The organism is Pseudomonas sp. Irchel s3h9 (genome assembly GCF_900187475.1).
Classification (GTDB): Bacteria; Pseudomonadota; Gammaproteobacteria; order Pseudomonadales; family Pseudomonadaceae; genus Aquipseudomonas; species Aquipseudomonas neuropathica.
Window position 1 is genome coordinate 157,505 of record NZ_FYDH01000005.1, and the last position, 17,272, is coordinate 174,776.

The 17,272-nt window shown below is 46.3% G+C and carries 16 protein-coding genes; 4 read left to right on the forward strand and 12 right to left on the reverse strand.

The features are described from left to right. Positions 1-3: 3 nt before the first annotated feature. From CKW26_RS10310 to CKW26_RS10330, 5 genes are all read right to left on the reverse strand, one after another. Positions 4-2,574, reverse strand: a complete 2,571-nt coding sequence (locus CKW26_RS10310) for a fimbria/pilus outer membrane usher protein (RefSeq protein WP_095048498.1) — start codon at positions 2,572-2,574, stop codon at positions 4-6. Positions 2,575-2,677: 103 nt separating this feature from the next. Then, positions 2,678-3,355: a molecular chaperone gene (locus CKW26_RS10315; protein ID WP_256579893.1), complete on the reverse strand. Its 678-nt coding sequence runs from the start codon at positions 3,353-3,355 to the stop codon at positions 2,678-2,680. A gap of 127 nt (positions 3,356-3,482) precedes the next feature. Continuing rightward, positions 3,483-4,007: a fimbrial protein gene (locus tag CKW26_RS10320; protein ID WP_095048499.1), complete on the reverse strand. Its 525-nt coding sequence runs from the start codon at positions 4,005-4,007 to the stop codon at positions 3,483-3,485. Positions 4,008-4,831: 824 nt separating this feature from the next. Next, entirely contained in the window at positions 4,832-8,218 is a 3,387-nt protein-coding gene (locus CKW26_RS10325; RefSeq protein ID WP_141231854.1) for an ATP-binding protein, read from the reverse strand. Between the two features lie 20 nt (positions 8,219-8,238). Further along, the gene (locus CKW26_RS10330) at positions 8,239-8,910 is read right to left on the reverse strand and encodes a response regulator transcription factor (RefSeq protein WP_095048501.1); all 672 of its coding nucleotides are present in this window, start codon (positions 8,908-8,910) and stop codon (positions 8,239-8,241) included. Between the two features lie 742 nt (positions 8,911-9,652). Here CKW26_RS10330 and CKW26_RS10335 point away from each other — a divergent pair. Together CKW26_RS10335 and CKW26_RS29480 are read left to right on the forward strand one after the other, a co-directional pair. Beyond that, on the forward strand, positions 9,653-10,426 hold the full coding sequence (locus CKW26_RS10335) for an EAL domain-containing protein (protein ID WP_177409244.1): 774 nt from the start codon (positions 9,653-9,655) through the stop codon (positions 10,424-10,426). Between the two features lie 57 nt (positions 10,427-10,483). Beyond that, positions 10,484-10,882, forward strand: coding sequence for a hypothetical protein (locus CKW26_RS29480; RefSeq protein WP_141231855.1), 399 nt, complete (start codon positions 10,484-10,486; stop codon positions 10,880-10,882). 164 nt (positions 10,883-11,046) lie between these two features. Here the strand turns inward: CKW26_RS29480 and CKW26_RS10340 are convergent, their stop codons facing one another. Further along, positions 11,047-12,045, reverse strand: coding sequence for a zinc-dependent alcohol dehydrogenase family protein (locus tag CKW26_RS10340; protein ID WP_095048503.1), 999 nt, complete (start codon positions 12,043-12,045; stop codon positions 11,047-11,049). A gap of 104 nt (positions 12,046-12,149) precedes the next feature. Between CKW26_RS10340 and CKW26_RS10345 the strand changes: the two genes are divergently transcribed. After that, positions 12,150-12,512: a helix-turn-helix domain-containing protein gene (locus CKW26_RS10345; RefSeq protein ID WP_095048504.1), complete on the forward strand. Its 363-nt coding sequence runs from the start codon at positions 12,150-12,152 to the stop codon at positions 12,510-12,512. Between the two features lie 628 nt (positions 12,513-13,140). Here CKW26_RS10345 and CKW26_RS10350 read toward each other — a convergent pair. Then, a complete protein-coding gene (locus CKW26_RS10350; RefSeq protein WP_176471240.1) occupies positions 13,141-13,488 on the reverse strand; it encodes a hypothetical protein in 348 nt (115 codons plus the stop codon). 555 nt (positions 13,489-14,043) lie between these two features. On the opposite strand from CKW26_RS10350, the gene CKW26_RS10355 reads away from it, so the two are divergent. Continuing rightward, positions 14,044-14,448 carry a hypothetical protein gene (locus CKW26_RS10355; protein ID WP_095048506.1) on the forward strand — a complete coding sequence of 135 codons (405 nt, stop codon included), beginning with the start codon at positions 14,044-14,046 and terminating at the stop codon, positions 14,446-14,448. Between the two features lie 195 nt (positions 14,449-14,643). Here the strand turns inward: CKW26_RS10355 and CKW26_RS10360 are convergent, their stop codons facing one another. The 5 genes from CKW26_RS10360 to CKW26_RS10380 all read right to left on the reverse strand — a co-directional run bounded on the left by CKW26_RS10360 (position 14,644) and on the right by CKW26_RS10380 (position 17,258). Beyond that, on the reverse strand, positions 14,644-15,129 hold the full coding sequence (locus tag CKW26_RS10360) for a hypothetical protein (protein WP_141231771.1): 486 nt from the start codon (positions 15,127-15,129) through the stop codon (positions 14,644-14,646). A gap of 27 nt (positions 15,130-15,156) precedes the next feature. Continuing rightward, positions 15,157-15,534 (reverse strand): hypothetical protein, encoded by a 378-nt coding sequence (locus CKW26_RS10365; RefSeq protein ID WP_095048508.1) that lies wholly within the window; start codon positions 15,532-15,534, stop codon positions 15,157-15,159. Beyond that, entirely contained in the window at positions 15,527-15,967 is a 441-nt protein-coding gene (locus CKW26_RS10370) for a hypothetical protein (protein ID WP_095048509.1), read from the reverse strand. The genes CKW26_RS10365 and CKW26_RS10370 overlap by 8 nt, the downstream gene beginning before the upstream one ends. 119 nt (positions 15,968-16,086) lie before the next feature. Beyond that, a complete protein-coding gene (locus tag CKW26_RS10375; RefSeq protein ID WP_095048510.1) occupies positions 16,087-16,395 on the reverse strand; it encodes a hypothetical protein in 309 nt (102 codons plus the stop codon). 128 nt (positions 16,396-16,523) lie between these two features. Then, positions 16,524-17,258 carry a metallophosphoesterase gene (locus CKW26_RS10380; protein WP_095048511.1) on the reverse strand — a complete coding sequence of 245 codons (735 nt, stop codon included), beginning with the start codon at positions 17,256-17,258 and terminating at the stop codon, positions 16,524-16,526. Positions 17,259-17,272: the final 14 nt, after the last annotated feature.

Consider the following 17,272-nt stretch of genomic DNA (forward strand, 5'->3'; position numbering starts at 1 on the left):
TTCCTATTTGCAATCGACAGCTATTACCTGGATTGATGAGATACTTTCTGCTTTCGGCAGCTCAAAATTCGCCTCGCATCGATTGTGGTCGTGACTACCCCACTTCACGTATAGCAAGCCGCGATCGGCTACACCGCTCAAGTAGACCTGCCCATTAGTACCAACAATGCCGATGTTGTCTGACGCTTCCGAATTGGGCTGTAGCGCAACGGTTGCACCGAAAGGAACTGGCTTGTTTTTATAATTCAGTGTTAACAGTACGCGACTGCCAATGCGAGTCTGGAATTTAGCCAACACCACCGCCCCCCTAGTAGGGATGACTGTTTGTGTCGCAGTTTCTAGGTCTATATCATCACCTAAAGATTCTGTATCCAAAGCAATTCGGTTCTGTCGGTAGGTACTAAGATACGGTACGACCGCATACCCCCTCCAATCAGTACGCACGCCAGTGTTATTCTGGATTTTCGCCCCAGCGGCCCCAAGCGCCTCTACGAGCGCAATAGTCTCTCCGTGTTGCTGGGAAAAAGTGACTCCGTCGGAATGAGCAACGATTCCACCTTGCGCTCCGTAATTCAGGCGTTCGGAGGTGCTGGTATAGCTGTAACCAACTTGGGCCTCAGCATAAGTTCCAAGATAGCTAGCGCTGGCGTTTCCACTTCCTCCTACGCCTTTATCGGCATAGCCTTGGCTTATATTGTAGTTTAGGTTGTTATCTGCCAACGCTGTGCCGCCCAGGCCAATCTGTTGGGATGTGCCGCTATTTTTACTGGCACTTATGTTGTAGCTTGCCCAACTATTCGGTAACAGGTTGTCTAGCGGAATCTGAATGTTAAGCGCTAATTGCTGATCCTTGCTGTTTCGTTCCGGCGATTGAGACAACGTATAGTTTAAGCCATAGGTAATGCTATTTTTGCTGACGCTATAACCAATGCTTATATTTCGCTCAACACCGCCGCGACGCCAGTAGTCCTGCTGGAAAGCGTTGACGTAGACGTTCCCATAGGCGCCAAACGACTGGTTGATACTAATTTGCGCCTTGCTTCGCTTAATGTAATTGTTACGCCACATGTCGTTTTTGCCGAACGAACCAATATCGTTGGTTTCTTGAAAATCATAAAAGCCATTGGTGGAATAACGATAGCCCGCCAGTGTAAAAGTAGTACTGGTCACTTCTATATCTTTTGCATATTGAAAACGATAAGATTGCCCTGATCTCGTCTCACCGTTGTCCAGTTCCGCCTTGGCCTGAGTGGCGTCAATCGATAAAGAGCCCCAGAGGCCAAATCCATGGCCTAAACCAAAAACCTGGGAGTTGTAATTTTTAGCTATCAGCACCCCACCGTAGGCGGTGCTGTCGAAAGGTAAGCCATAGATCATGGTACCTTGGCCGAAATAGGGTGTAAGCGCATCGGAGTTGGCCGTCCGATATTCACCGGCGGTCAAGGCGTATTTTAGGCGACCCTCACGAAGCATTACGGGCACGGCTGAAAAAGGCTGTGTCAAAGAGCGCTCTGAACCATCGGTCTCTGTAATGGTAACCTCCAAGTCGCCACTGGCGGAGGTAGGGTAAAGATCAGATATGGCGAACGCACCTGGTGGCACATAGCTTTGATAAATAATGTATCCGTTTTGACGAACAGTAACCTGTGCGTTACTACGCGCGATCCCTCGCACGACTGGAGCAAAACCGCGCAAGCTATCGGGATACATATTATCGTCCGAGTTAAGTTGTATACCTCGATATTGGACGCTATCGAATACGTCGCTCGGGGTCACACTATCGCCTAGTGTCAACTGACCTTTCAAAGGCGTGATATCACGTTGCAGGTAGGTGTTGACATTATCCAACGACGTTTGGCCGTTGTTATCGTAGTACGTAGAGTAATTGCGTAGGCGCCAATCCCCCCAGTTTAGCCCGCTACGCAAATTAAGATAATTACTATCACTCGTCCCTGCGCGTCCATCCTCCCAAGTGTTCGCACCGCTAAAGCTGTAGTTCATCAGGAAAGCATTCACCCCCCTATCCCATAAAATAGGATCCACATAACCGCGAGCCTCGTTGTTAAGAGCGGCTTGTGGAATGCTCAAGTCGAGGCGCTGCTCTGCAAAATTAAGCTGACTATTGGCATCAGGGATGTATTGGCCCAAATCCGACAACGTTTTATCCGCTGGAAGATTCTGGAGGCTTGCAAGCGCTTCAGTTTTTACACCCAGTGCGGTTAGTTGCCCAACAGTGAGTTCGGGAAGTAGGCTATCCTGCAAACGGAAAAATTTGATATTGCGAGTATCGACTTTGTTACCGTTCAGGTAGATGTCTACCATGTACGTTCCCGGTAACTGCCCATTTCCAGTCGAGAAATTGGTGAGATCAGGAACTGGTTGATCGTCCGCGATCATTTCTAACGCTGAAGGATCGAAATATTCTTTTGCAGTTAATCCGGGTGAAAACACTAAAATGCAAAACGAAATTAGCGAAAGTGTGAGCAGGATCCAGGCTGAAGAAGTACTAATAATCAGGCCACGGTTACGTTTCAAATGTATGGGGTCGCGGTGACCGAAAGTAACTATCTTCATTGCATTGGTCTCCTACCGTGCATTGTTGGGGGGGGGGGAAGCGTTAATATTGCGGGGAAAAAGATCGCTGGCTATTGTTCATACGATGGGTCGAGGGATATATTCACTGTTTAACCATATCTGTGATGCCCCCATAGTCATTAATAGACTGCCAACTTATGTCACCTGCAGATCCGTCGGGGATAGCCCATTCACGAGTGCTGAATGGCTCAACCATTCCTACATCCTTGATCTCTTCAGAACCGATATTTATTTTAAAAAAAGAGATGTGGTAAGGCGTCGGATTGGTAGCAATCAGTCGACCGTTGTTTTTAGAAAAAACTAAGAGTTTGTGCGCCTCGTTTGCATTTCCCGGTAGGCCTACTGGACGGTAGAACAATTTGATACGAGTTTTCACGGAAATCTGAAGTTTATTAAGAGTAGATTCTTCGGTCGCTGGAATAGATTTAATATTTAACCAATAGACAGCTTCTCTGTCTTTTGGCAACTGGTTGCCCACTCGCACAATGCGCAAGATATTTTCTCTCCCAACATCCAACCGAAACAGGGGCGGGGTAATGATAAATGGTAACGTCTCTCGATGTACTCCCTCATCAACTTCAAACCAGGACTGAATGAGAAAAGGAGTACTTTTATCAGCATTTGTTACTGATATAGACGCTTCCTTTTTTTTACCGTCATAAATAACTCTCGTTGCACCAACTACGACTCCTGCTTGTGCAACATTTGATATGCTAAGCAGGAAAACCACCAAGCAGCCGAACATATTCAACCGAGGCATGCGTTGCTCCTAGGTATGCATCACAATGTAAATGACTGAGGGCTACTCAACTTATAAGCAGTCCCTCAGCCGAAGCAAAGTGCTATATAGATTAGGACTAGCCTAGCTATACCTTTTGTATAAAATCTTAGTTATAGGAAACGGTAAAGTTGCTCGTAGCATTAGCTTTGCCGGAGACCACCGTCGCCGCAGTAGATACATACTTCGCGACAAATTCGAAAGTGGTATCTGCTCCTGACGCAAGAGCCTTAGTCGCAGACTTTGTGCCTACAGGAATCAGAGTGGTTGAATTACTTTCATAGATGCCAATTCCCACGCCTGTAGCGACGCCGGCGCCACTGGTAAGCGCCAGCAGACCACTATTCTCGGAATTCGCAGGCCCATCGAACTTCAAAGAGGCGGTAGTAACCGACGCCGGACAAGTAGTCAAGGTGATACCGAAACGAGTAGGAGCTGACGTAGCTCCTGCTGCGCTAAACGCTTTTGAACTGATCGTCCCGAGAGCAACAGTTGCGGAAGTAGAACTTGGACTAACAGTGCAAGCTGCATCGGTAATAGTACCGGTGAAATTAACGACTCCGTCAGCTGCATACGATGCTGAGGAAAAAGCGGAGCCTGCCAGCAAAGCCATAACAATCAGTTTTCTGTTCATGATTTTCCTATGCGCCAGTTAAGGCAGTAAAGTAGTGTTGAGTCTTAGTACTAATTTCGCTCGTACCAGAGGATCATTGATAGTCAAACTAAGATCCGTAAAAATACCAATTTGAATTACGCAACTTAGATTAAAAATATGATCGATCTGCACTACTATGCTGCCTTGAACTCACGTCAGGATGTATTGTGACTACTCCCATTTTTATCTAAGAATACTCTTATTTTTTTTAACGCCGTGAATCTAGTGCCAACCAACTCCGGAAACTTTGAGTTTTACTCGCATTCAGCGGGTGCTAGGTCGCCGATGAGCTAATGTGAGGGATCCAGTTCTAGAGAATTCATACGAACTGCTGATGTGCCCCGATGCTTTTCACAACTTCGTATCCTTTGTTTTAACTGGGAACGACTTTTCCGTTAGGGGAAAATAGCTCAATGAGACATGGAGACACTGTGATATTTGGAAGCCCGAACGAATAAAAAATAGAACTGCGATGACTACAAGGTATTAAAAAATGTACCATCACGACATGTCGAGGGGCTCACAGGGACAGCGTGACTGCGACTCACAGCTTAAATATTTCGCCCCCCCCAGCAAGGGCATATAGCTAACCTACAAACCACGCAGTACCCCGACCACATGGCCTGACATGACATGCTCAAATAATAGAAGCGAATCACACTGTTCAGTACTATATTCGCCAAGCAATACAACTTCCTTCTGGCAATCCCCTATAGTAAAGAGCAATAATTTTTGGAACACTTGAGCCTTAGTTAATGACTTAAAGAATAAAGCGAGTGATGACAACCACTAAACTACATTGATTAGTTTATAAAACTGTTTTTTATGTAATTTATGTGCGCCTCTACTCTTGACCGAACAAATATTATATTTTTGGACTTAACAAGTGCGCATAGATGATCGCATTCTCTAGCACCAGTATTTTCTCCAATCGCTAAAAACGCCCCTTTTAGACGATGAGCAAGTCGAACAATTTTATCGCTGTCGTTTGTGTCTAACGCGTGGCGCAAAGTCTGCTCATCAGCAACCCACTCGGCTAGTAGTAATCTTCGCATTTCAGAAACAGCGTCTAGGGGAAGCGCATCATTATCCTTACAAGTCAGAGCCGAAACCTCATCATTCAGAACCTTATTAATGAAAAGCTTTAACTGCTTCAATGATATCGGCTTGTACATCAGTTCAATGTCACTTGCCAGATCGAATCTTGATACTAGATCGGCGGTACTAATTATCACCGGGGTAAATATTTTCAACGCTCTAATTCTTGCAATGAGGTCAAGACCATTCATTACGGCCATATTCAGATCACTTATGATAAGTTCATAAGAAGTAATAACAATTTTCTCTAGCGCTTCAGAGCCATTACTCACACAATCCACATTAGAATAACCCAATGCCGCAAGCTGGCATCTCAGCAGTTCCCTGTTGACGGGATCATCTTCAACGACTAAAAAACGAGAACTATTCGCCTGATGATAAGTTTCAATTCGAGAGTCATAAGACTCAATGATTTGTCCACTCTTATTACTTGTTGATAGAGCAAGCCTTAACATCGAAGCTGAAAAAGATGTAACATGGACGTTAGCTCCCTGTCTTTCGGGATATAGAGGGCCGTGAGGTGAAACTAAAATCGTATCCTCATAGTAGTTCGACGGTTCGCTCCACCACCCAAACAAAGGCTCATTGGTAAGCGCAATCAGTAAAATGGCTTTCGCATTATTATGATGCTTTTCATCATGACCGTTACTACATACTACTGTCACACCGGGAAACCAAGCTCTGACTTGGGCACCCAAGTGCAATTCCCAAAGTGGAGCGTCACAACAAACTACTACCGTATCAAATATATGTTTTTTCTGTGAGTGCGCCGAAGCACTGTTCTCGTTCTCACGCATTAGAGGCCAATTAACTTGGAAAATAGATCCAACATTCGGCTCACTATCAACAGAGATAAACCCTCCCATTAACGAAGTAATTTCTCTGCATAACGCGAGACCAAGGCCGGTACCGCCGAATCTTTTTCCTATTCTAGGATCAGCTTGTACGAATGGTTCAAATACTGCATCGAGATTATCAGAACAGATTCCAATACCGGTGTCACCTAGACTTAAGTGAACCCACTGCTTATTGCCTTCCATACGTCCTGGTGCGATCTTCAACGTTATGGAACCACACACAGTGAATTTCACAGCGTTGCTGAGAAGGTTCATTAAGACCTGAGAAATCCGCTGGGCGTCACCACGCCAAATACCTTCCATGTCAGGATCAATCAAGCAAAGAAAACGCAATCCTTTATCAGAAATAACAGGTGCGAAGGTTTGTGCACACCGTTCAACTAATTCAACAAAATTGAAAAGTTCGATATTTAAGCGAAATTCCTGCGCTTCAATTTTCGATAGATCCAGTACGTCATTCACAAGGGTTAGCAGAGCGTCAAAGGAGTGCCGAATTATACTCAACCTTTCCTTCTGATTAGCGGTAAATTGCTCCAATGTGAGTAATTCGAGATTTCCCAATGCACCGTGCATTGGAGTACGTATTTCATGGCTTATCGTTGCCAAAAATACAGATTTAGCTTTGTTCGCTTTGTCAGCAGCCTGCTTTGCCTCTTCCAAATAACGGACAGTTGATTTTTGATCGCTAATGTCAATCATTCCAAATAGTAAAACATCGGTTTGCTTATATCTTGCCATTGAATAATTAACTGAAACCTCCCTAAAACAACCCTTATCATCGTATATCCGAGTTTCAAAATTGTTTGAGGCGGTCATGCCCGCGTGCGGTTCTAATTCATCGGCATGCCTCCCAAAAGTGTTCGTGTGTTCAAGCAACTGTCTGTAAAAGCCGTCAATATCGCAGGAAGTCTCAAGCAGTTTCATTGCCTCATTATTTTGCAGAACTATAGTTTTCGATAAAGGCTCGTAAATTGTAAGTGCGACAGGAGCTATGTTTAATACTGCGCGATTAAATATATCGCTATCATAAATAATGCGTGAACTTGACCCTAAAGGGCCTAGCACGGATCTGTTAAAATAAATCGCAAACCCCCACAGTAAAGATATAATCACGCAGAATAGTGCCACGCATATTATCAGTGGTTTTTTGAGGCTACTAATAATTGCGTTCCAATCAAATACGAAAACTGCTGTCCAGTTCGGGCCGGTAATTAGCTGGGAGTAAATAAAAATCCCGTTTCGGTAAATAAGAAGAGGTCGATCTCCAGTCTTATCGAAGTCTGCTTTGAATTCGATAGCCAAATCTGCGAGGCGGCGTTCGACCGAATATTCCTCTCCACCCCCCATTACATGGTCTAGATTCTGGGAGAGGACAAAAAAATTAGGTTGATGGGTGGAATCTTGAAATAGAATTGGGAATTTTTTTAGTGGCACGCTTGCCACCACAACAGCAATTCGTTCTGATGAACGGTAGACAGGAGCAGCGTAATATCCTGTCATTTCGTTGGTGATAGGTGACAAAGCAATAGGAATCCAAACGATACGCTCTTTAAGGATGACTTCTGGTGCGATGTTTATTATCTGTTTTTCTACTGCATCAATGGTATGCCTGACGTAATTGTCAACTCCATAGTCATGGGCTTTCTGAAGTTCAGGAGAAGTTAAAGGCGGGCCAATTGCCAGTAGTTGATGATCTGCAGAATAGGCAAAGCCTCCCAACGAATACCCGACATCACGAAATCTCATTAACGAGATTGGCGAGAATTCCTGTATAAGATGCAAAAAATCTTTTATCTTCCCCCTGTTTGTATCGTATTCTATTCTAGAGAAAAGCATAGCTGGAATTACCGTTGTCTCAGGCCCTGTGATGCCAATTGAGAACTCATGCGCAACACCTTTATGAACGTTTCTAATGGGGCCAGAGTTACTTTTGCGCATATTCGACAAAAGTTCGTACGACTCTACCGCTTGCTTTACCCGTGCTTGAGTACGATCCACATTAGCTTTTACTCTCTCGTGCTGAGTTTCGAAAATATTCAGTTGTGCATTGAAAAAGTCGGTTATCAACATGGCCAAGATAGTAAAGAGTGCAGCTATTATAACGAGAGTTGCGACAGCACCACCCGTAAACAATAGCCGTGTAGAGTATCTCTCCATTAGATTTGGAAAAGATTGTTTAACTTTTGAGCAATCTACTGGCTGGGATCGTTCGATATGCTTTATTAAGTTCAACACGTGGCATCTACCTTTCGCATTCAGAAAAGCTGATTGAAGGCATTAAGAAGCTCTACGTCATTCGTAGCGCCAAGTTTTAACATTGCTTGTTTTTTTTGAGTGCTGATTGTCTTTACACTGCGGTCTGTATGTTGCGCTATATCGGTAACCGACATTCCTCTTGAAAACATACGCATCACTTCTAACTCCCTGGCCGTAAGAGTTAAGTTAGTTAGCGTAGCAGGTGATAAGTCGTTCGACATTAGATGATCAAGCATGGTTTTTGAAGTGAGTGAGTCAAGATATTTCTCCCCAGAATGGACTCGATGAATTACGTTAAAAAACGAATTAGCATCATTACTTGCTTTGCTTAGAAAGCCGGACACCCCGGCCCTCACTGCTCTCTGTACAACTACAAGATCGTCATGAGCGGTGAATAGTATTATCTTAACGCTAGGATGCAATCGTCGTATCTTCTCTAGCAACAGTAGCCCATCGGGTTCGCCATCACTTTCAAAAGAGTAATCACAAATCAAAATGTCACAACTTACCTCGTCCAGCCTCTTGAAAAGGTCGAAGATTTTTGTAGCGGTGGCTACTACTTGGAGATCTTTGCAATCGCTTAATAATTTATTAACCCCCAATGTCACTACTGGATGATCATCGGCAATTATTATTTTAATAGGTTTCGCCTTCTCTTTATTTTCACACATAACACAACCCTAGGTTTAACGTTTTCATGAACACCATTACTCGATCTCAATGGATCACTGAGACATAAAGCGGAATGTGACGCTGTAATATTCCTCCACATTAATTTGAATTTTTACCATCCTCAGCACTTCAAACTTGAATTTAGAATCGATAGCTCAAAAACTACCCACGATGATAGAAACCGAACCCAGCAGTAAGATCATCGGCGAATGGTGAACAGGTTTTCCTACCTGCTCAAAAATCTAAGATTTTAGTTCCCTATAGGTGCGACTCAGCATCTAGCCATAATATTTATTAAGTCTGACTGTAAAAACATTGCTCGCACACCTAATAGGTTATGTTATTAACTCCTAATATTGCTTAGGAATTATCCTATGTATTGGTGAGTGGGGACTCAGTACTCCGACACGCGCTGATTAGGAATTCTTACTATCATGCAAGACTATCCCGCAAGCGAAATTAGGAAAAACAGCTATATTCGCATCATAAGATGCTGAGTGATTATGTAGCTTCTTATTTCACTTCGCCCCCGCCAATTCGGCGCCAAAGTGTATTTAAAAACTTTTCCTAGAGTGCGAAATACTGTGAAAAGACTTCATATTTTGGTCATCGCAAAAACAATACGATTTTGGCGCAAACCATTCACTACCTAAGATGAGGCTGATAATGTTCAGCATTACTGAGCATTAGCACTGAACACAACGCAGTTATTAAAACAAGCCGACCAGGAAAATAACCTCTGTGGAACACAAACCAGAACGTCAATTAAATGCGTCGGAATGCCTTCAGCAAATAATTGCTTATTATCAGCCACAAATCCATATACGCACCGGGGCTCTATATGGAGCTGAAGCTTTAGCTAGGTGGGACAGTGATGGATCTGGAGTACGCGGCCCAGGTGATATTTTCGCGGTGCTTGAGACTTACTCCGAGCGCAGAGCGTTATGGAAAAAGATGCTAGGTCATACAGGTGTCACTTTTCGGCGGCTAAAAGGAGTGGAGTTGAACATAGCTGTTAATGTTTGTGCAGATATTGCAGCTTCAGTAGATTGGGCTGAGGAATTATCACTTTTTTTTAATCAGCATGATCTTAACCCCAAAAATTTCACGGTAGAGATAACAGAATCTTCATCACATAACTCGGAGTTGTCGCTATCTGAAACTGTGGAGCAGTTAAGACTTCGGGGATTTAGTTGCGCTATTGACGACTTCGGCGTTGGTTTTTCGTCCCTTCAGCGTTTAGCGACAATTGCATTTAGCAAACTAAAAATTGATAAAAGCTTCATACATGGGGCCAGAGCAAATGTTTCCGGTAGAAAGCTCATTCAACACACAGTATTACTTGCCCGCGACTTGGGATTGACTACCATAGCCGAAGGAATTGAGACTGAAGAAGACTATGATTTGGCTAGAAAATTAGACGTAGATATAGCCCAAGGATTTTTTATTGCAAAGCCGATGTCGTCGGAGAAATTTATAAGCTTTGTACAATCCTATCGCACTTTTTTTCCATAGTACGACAAACAACCCAGACTTACGTCTGATAATTACCTTCTCCACGGCAGAGTCAATATGTCCCCTAAAAACCTTCGCATCGTTATTGCAGACACGAAATATGAGCGACGAATTTATATAGAAAAAAACCTTAATGCACTAGGGTATTTTCGAATCGCGGAAGCATCTTCTTCCTTGGAAGCGCTAAAGTTAACCTTGGTGCCAAGCTGCCCCGTTCATCTGCTCATTATTGAAGAGAACTTGATGTGGCATGACAACCCTCATCGATCTATTCAATCGGGGTCTACACCACTACAAATACTCAAGTATCGAGCTCTGCAACATTCAGATTTGCTGATGCTAACTGAAGGTATTTTGCCCGGACTTCCAGATGCGGCTACGCTTAGCTATATTATCTCTGCCCGCGCACAGGCATTGGATAGCAAAACCAATCTTGCTGACATTATTCTGAAATGATTAGCTCGCTTTTCTAGTTTACCGCCGCAGCAGAAATTTTTTACTTAATGAACAAAGAATATTCCTTTACTTTTTCTCCCGCAGGGGTGGCGGACGTAGTGCGGCCTCGTAGATTTGCTTTTTTAATGCCACCCTGCAATTTACATCATTGGCGTGATTGCGGGTCAGACGATTTCGATTACTATTTTCCCCGCCGTATTTCCTTGCTCTACTGCATCATGAGCTTGCCGAGCCTCATTTAGAGTAAAGCGCTGAGGATCCAGCAGTGGTTTAATTTTTCCTCTTTCTACAAGTTTAGTTGCTTCACCAAGAATACTCTTGAATCTCGCTCGGTCTTTGCCAGTCAGCAGCGGGAGCAAAATAAATATGGCAGACATCGTCGAACCCCGCAGGGATCCGGTGGCCAAGCTGTGGGTTCCGAAAGCTGCGCAACTTACGATATGACCATAAAGACGTATTGCGTTAAAAGAGTCATCCAGACAATTGCTTCCGACTGTATCGTAAATGACGTCGAATCCTTCATTACCTGTGTGCAGTTTCGTGTAGTAGTCCACCGAGACTTCACGATAATCGATCGCGGTAGCACCGTATCCTTCGACGATCGGGTGCTTACTCTTTGAAACCGTTGCGAATACTTCGGCGCCAAGAGCTTTAGCGATCTGTACAGCCATGTGACCGACACCACCTGCGCCGCCATGAATCAGTATTTTCTGACCAGCCTTAATCTGAGCGCGCTCAACCAAACCTTCCCAAGCGGTGAGAAACGTGAGTGGCATAGCCGCCGCTTCACGGAAAGTTAAATTCTTAGGTTTAACAGCAACCAGATCTGAATCGACTGCAACGTATTCGGCCAACGATCCCTGCAGACCTCGTACACCGCCTATCAGCCCATAGACTTCATCACCTACGGATAAATCTTTGACGCTTGAGCCGACAGCTTCAACAACGCCAGCCATGTCGCAGCCTAGAACTGCAGGGAGATCTGGCATCGCATAAGGGGCTTTTCCTGTACGGATTTTGTAGTCGATCGGATTCACGCCGCTAGCGACGATACGAACCAAAACCTCATTGGACGCAGGTGCAGGACGCTCTATTCGCGCGTCTCTGAATTCGTTGGTTTCGTAGTTATCGAGGATTAGCGCACGGATAGATGAAACGGTCATTTCCAAGTCTCACAGCTTCTTTAATCAAGATGCGCATTATTGGGACGTTGTATTATACTTGTCGAGTAGGTACTTTTTTGGAACGTAGGCACTCAGGAGTAACCATGATTCCGTTGACTGTAGATATAAACTGCCCTCCCCGACGTATCCACAGGCTACTCTCGCCAAAATGGACGTCTATGGTTCTGTACATTCTTCATTTCGGCGAGCTTCGTACAGGGCAGTTGCAACGCAGCATGCCTGGTGTCTCGAAAAAGATGCTTACACAGACCTTGCGCGAGTTAGAGTGCGAAGGATTGATCCACCGTGAAGTGTTTCAAATTGTGCCGCCAATGGTTGAATACTCTCTTACAGCTTTGGGCAGGGAATTCGTGAAACCATTGCTCGCACTGTATGATTGGGCGGAAGTTAATTCTGATTTGCTAGACCAGTTGGAGCTCAATCGAGAACGGGCGAGCAGTCAATGATTATTACGCGCAAGATATGCGATTTATAGATCTGCTTTTTTTGCCATCATTACTGAACGCGTTTTCCATTGGAGAATAGATGAACGCAAGAGAGTGTTGCCTACTCTAAGGGTAAGGCTGATCAAAAATTAAGTCGTCCAGCTCAATAAGCCCGCCACAAACTAATGATAGAGCCGTCGTGGCCATGACGGTTTTTGTAAAGCTACACCAAGGTGCCTAGGGCTTAACTGATCAGACGTTTGCGACTGACCGTCCAGCACGAGCGCGCTGAGCATGGTCTTCCTTCACGCTTGAACGGATCGACGGCTGGCAGAGATACGCTATTTCGCTCCCTCGTCAGAGTGAACAACCAGACGCTAGAAAATCGCGCTGAAATGTGCTCTGGCGCCATTTTGTCATCGTAGGCTAAGCCAACATGCCATCAATCGGATGCGGCTTAACATCGTTCCTTCGCGAAGCGCCTCTCGCCTCTCTGAGCGTTAGTAGAAAGCGTGATAGCTACAAGCGAAGGTGGTCAGGGGTCTATGGTAAAGGCAGGTATTATCGCATGACACCTAGGCGAACGGGACATCGTGAATAATTGTTGCCTGCCAAAGGCGGTCTTTGGGATCGTCGATGACATCGATGACTACAGCCCCATATCCCGTTCCAACTGATCCGCTTTCATCGCGTCAGAAGCAAAGCCGATCTTCATCAGGTGCGATTGCAGATGATCGCGTAAATGCATTCTCAGACGAGACCTAAGCTCGACGTGAGACGCAAATGGGCCCGCATCGATATCAGAGCGTTCCAGAGCATCACGTAGCACTCTGATGCTCTCAGCACCGATCCCTGACGCGTGCAGGCGCACGATAGGATCAAGCCCAGGGATTCTCTTGAAACTGGCGACCGCCTCTTCAAGCAGTCGCGCAAACGACACCTTGCTACATGCCTGCTGCGCCGAGCGCCAAACCTTAAACTCAATCTCGTCTTCCATCTGCTCTCTCCATTTGATCTACGGACTGACTCGCACGAAGTTGTCCGGCACGGGTATTTTTTCAAAAAATGACTCGTTGTTTGAAATCAAACTGGATAGCAGCGGCTTACGCCGCTAAGTGCCGACTTTGCTATGCCCACAGGGCAGTCACACATCAGCGTCAGCAGGATAAATGGCAAGAAAAGGCCAAAAGCAGAAGCACTGAATAAGCAAAAAACCCACACCGTTTCCTCAGCAGGATCGCCGGTAGGTGGGGCGCTGAGATCGCTGCTTTTTTGTTGTCCTCAAATATAAAGATCCGTCGCTCGAAAAAATTTTCAAGGGGCCTTCTGAAAATATATTTTTCTTGACTCGACCCTCACGCAGTCACGACGGCCTCCACACTCGTTTTGTTTGTAGATTGCGCAATGCGTGCGTTCAGATCAACACATCTAGCAGCGTACAATTACGTCCCCTGTTGAAGCGTCGCAGGTCGTCCAGGAAGGATGTGGCAGCAGTTGAAATCACACCTGCCGATGACGCGGTGCAGAACGTGGATGTATTAAGGAAAACTTGATGGCGATTGATTTGAAAAGTCTGTGGCAGCGAGAGCGTGCAAGGCGGGCCGCTTTGTGGGGGCTGGAGGACTTGCGACCAGGGGATGATCGCGCAAAACCTCACCTAAGCATTCTCGATGAAATTGATCGACAAGACCTCGAACAACCTCATGGGGCTGCTGCGCTTATGACAATCGAGGAGTTGAGGGACTTTGTGCCGGAAACGCCGTATGAAAGCAGCGACGGGCACCACTTTGTAATCGTTTTAGACCAGCACATACCGGAAGTTTGGCGAACCAGATTCGAAGCAGCCAATGCAATTGCTGAGCGTTTTCCGGAAGGAAGCTATGCCCATGACTGGCGTCGTTTTCTGAGAACCTGGGTTCGAGACATGGAGCGTTTAGCGGCTCACCGGTTCTGCTAATTACCGCTGGTTTTCTGGAGTGACTATCCCCTCCTCTCCGCCAGCCTGTCGCACACAAAAAATGAGTCCTGGAAGCCGACCTGACTGGGCAGTGCAAGGCTGCTTTACCTGAGCCTCCAGATGCGAGCTGAAGTAAATGCCATGCATGAACAAATTTGGATCGAAGGTGCGGCTACGCGTCAGCAAGCGGCTCAGCTACAGACCTAAATCTCTGAACAATTGATCCTCCTTCATGTCGTCGGTGGCCATCTCATTGTCCACCAGATGCCGTTGCAGGTGCTGAGAAAGATGGTTCGTCAGGCGGGATCCGATCTCGATGTAGTTATCTGAGACGCTTGCATATAAATCTCGACCGCTCACAACGCTTTGCAATATCTGGGCGCATGGTAACCCGAGTTCGGATACGTCAACTCGGATCGGCCAATCATAGATGGGTACACGGCTGTAGGTGGCGACCGCCTCTTCAACCAAACGCACAAATTCATTGGCACCGCATGTCTCATACACTGAGCACCAAATGGCTAAATCACGTTCCCTATACATCACATTCCTTTCTTCATTGATACACAACATCTCGGCAAGAGATTGAAATGAGGGAGAAGGCATACTGCGCCGAACGATGTCGTGAAGTTCAATGCTTGGCGAAGGCGAATTCACAGTGCCCCAAAGGTCTGCGTTCATGGATTCAACAAGGAGCTTTCCGAGAATTCATGCGCAGTCGCCTGGCGGTAACCAATTGACGTGATCAAGGCACCGTACGCGGAGCCAGTCCTCCCCTCCTAACTTCCCAGCCCCGCCACAGACCTCGCAGATAGCCAACGACCTTTCTTCTGCACGAGCGATCAACTCACGGCACGTCGCATCACCACCCGAGTAATAAAACCGCAATCCCCCGAACTTTTCCTTCACCTGACGCGCCCGCACTTGAGGCACCTCGGGGTGAGCTTTCAGGTAGGTTGTCAGCGCGCCACACAGTTCATCTAGCAAATCCAGCCAGCCTGGCATACATCCGATCTCGCGCAGTGGTGCGTGGGAGAAAAACTCCGGATAGCGATCGCGCAAGATCGGCAACAGATTTTCAACCATAGGTTTTCTCTACTCGCTTTATGGCAGCGGCTATTGCCTCAACAGCGGGCAAGCTCACATGCTTGCGCGCGCCTCGGCCGGCCAAGATGAAGATCCTGTGTTTGCTTTCAAAAATGAAGCCATCAAATTCACATTGGAAATCACTGAGAATGTTGTCGCCAGGCAGGTAAGTGTTTTCGCTGTCGAACTCAGATGATTGGGCGTACAAACGCGTTGCCTCAAACCCCTGAGCTTTGATTTCTCGCTCCTGAAACTCTGGGAGCATCACATCCAAAATCATCCATTGTCTGACGATGCAAAATGGCTTTTCTGTGAAGCTCTCAGCGGCTAGTTCGATCAATTCATCGTTGCTCAGATTTGATCCACTAAGAGGCTGCGCAGGCCCAAAAAGTAGATCGCCTAGCAGGTCTATATCCGTAACGCTTGTATTCATAATTTCGCTTTAACCTGCTCTTCCCATGAGTACCAGACAGGGATTTTCTTCCCTATACCCGTTGCCATCTGGAGAGCCCGAGAGTCTTTTCGATCCGCGTATCCGTACCCGCAGTTCGCTCAGTGATAGATGCGATTCATATAGAGATTGCCGCCGCCAAACGCCCAACTGACGATCACATATCTGCTACCTGCCACGGTTTGGAATAATGCATAACCGTCAATGAAGGTGACGCCCGTTATGCGAGAAGTTCGCATACTCGCACCCTCTCGGAAACGGCCCGTGGTATCGCCATAAATTGTTCCCATGATGACGGGTGGACTGTCGACGGCTGCGAAAAGGAACGCCGTGATGCTCACACCAAAATCCTTTTCCATAGCCGCCGCGACCTCTGCCGGAAGAGACGATGGGAGCTGTCGCTCAGTCATAAAGTAGCTCGCTTGAACTGCCAGCTGGCGATCGTGTTTCGTTGTCTACTCCATACATCTCCCAGCCCTCTTCAAGATCAACACAGAGCTGCGCCAAAACCCCATAACTCTCCAGTGGAGTGAGCTTCTCACTGAAGATCAATTACAAAGCCGTGATTAAAGCCCGTCCGCTCACCTGGATAACCTCTAGGGTTCGAGACCACACGACAGCTACCCATCGCGATATCGACTGCGCGGTGTGTATGCCCAAAAATCCATAGATCCGCTTTATCCAGAAGCGCGTACCAACGGTTTGAGTAGGCAGCACTCAAATGTCCTTCGTGTTTATCACCCATGACTTCGGGTATGGGTGCGTGATGCGTCACGACCACAGTTTTGCCATCAAATGGCTCACCGAGCTCCTTGGATAGCCAAGCAAACGATGCGTGATTCCGGCTGATGAGGTCGGACGGGCGCAGCGGGCGATGGTTTTCTCCAGTGCGAATGACACAAAAATCATTCATCCAATCCCATGCTGTTTGGGTCGCCACTGCTACGTTTCCGGTAGACGAATAATCAGTCCAGCCAGTGGCGCAAAGAAACCGCGTTTGATTCCAAATAAATGTCTCGTTTTCTAGGACGTGAACATGCGGTAAAGCGGCGTCCCTCATCTTGTGGAGGGTGTGATCTATGTGTCCTCTATAAAACTCATGATTTCCACACACGTAAATCACAGGGCAATCAAACGTCTCATTCGCCCACTCCACTCCCCGTCCTTTCAAGTCGATGTCACCAGCCAAAATCACCAGGTCATAGCCATTGGATAGGGGCTGATAGGACGCGAACTCGTTGTGCAGGTCTGACAGCACGAGAAGTTTAAGCAATGGCCTGATCTCGA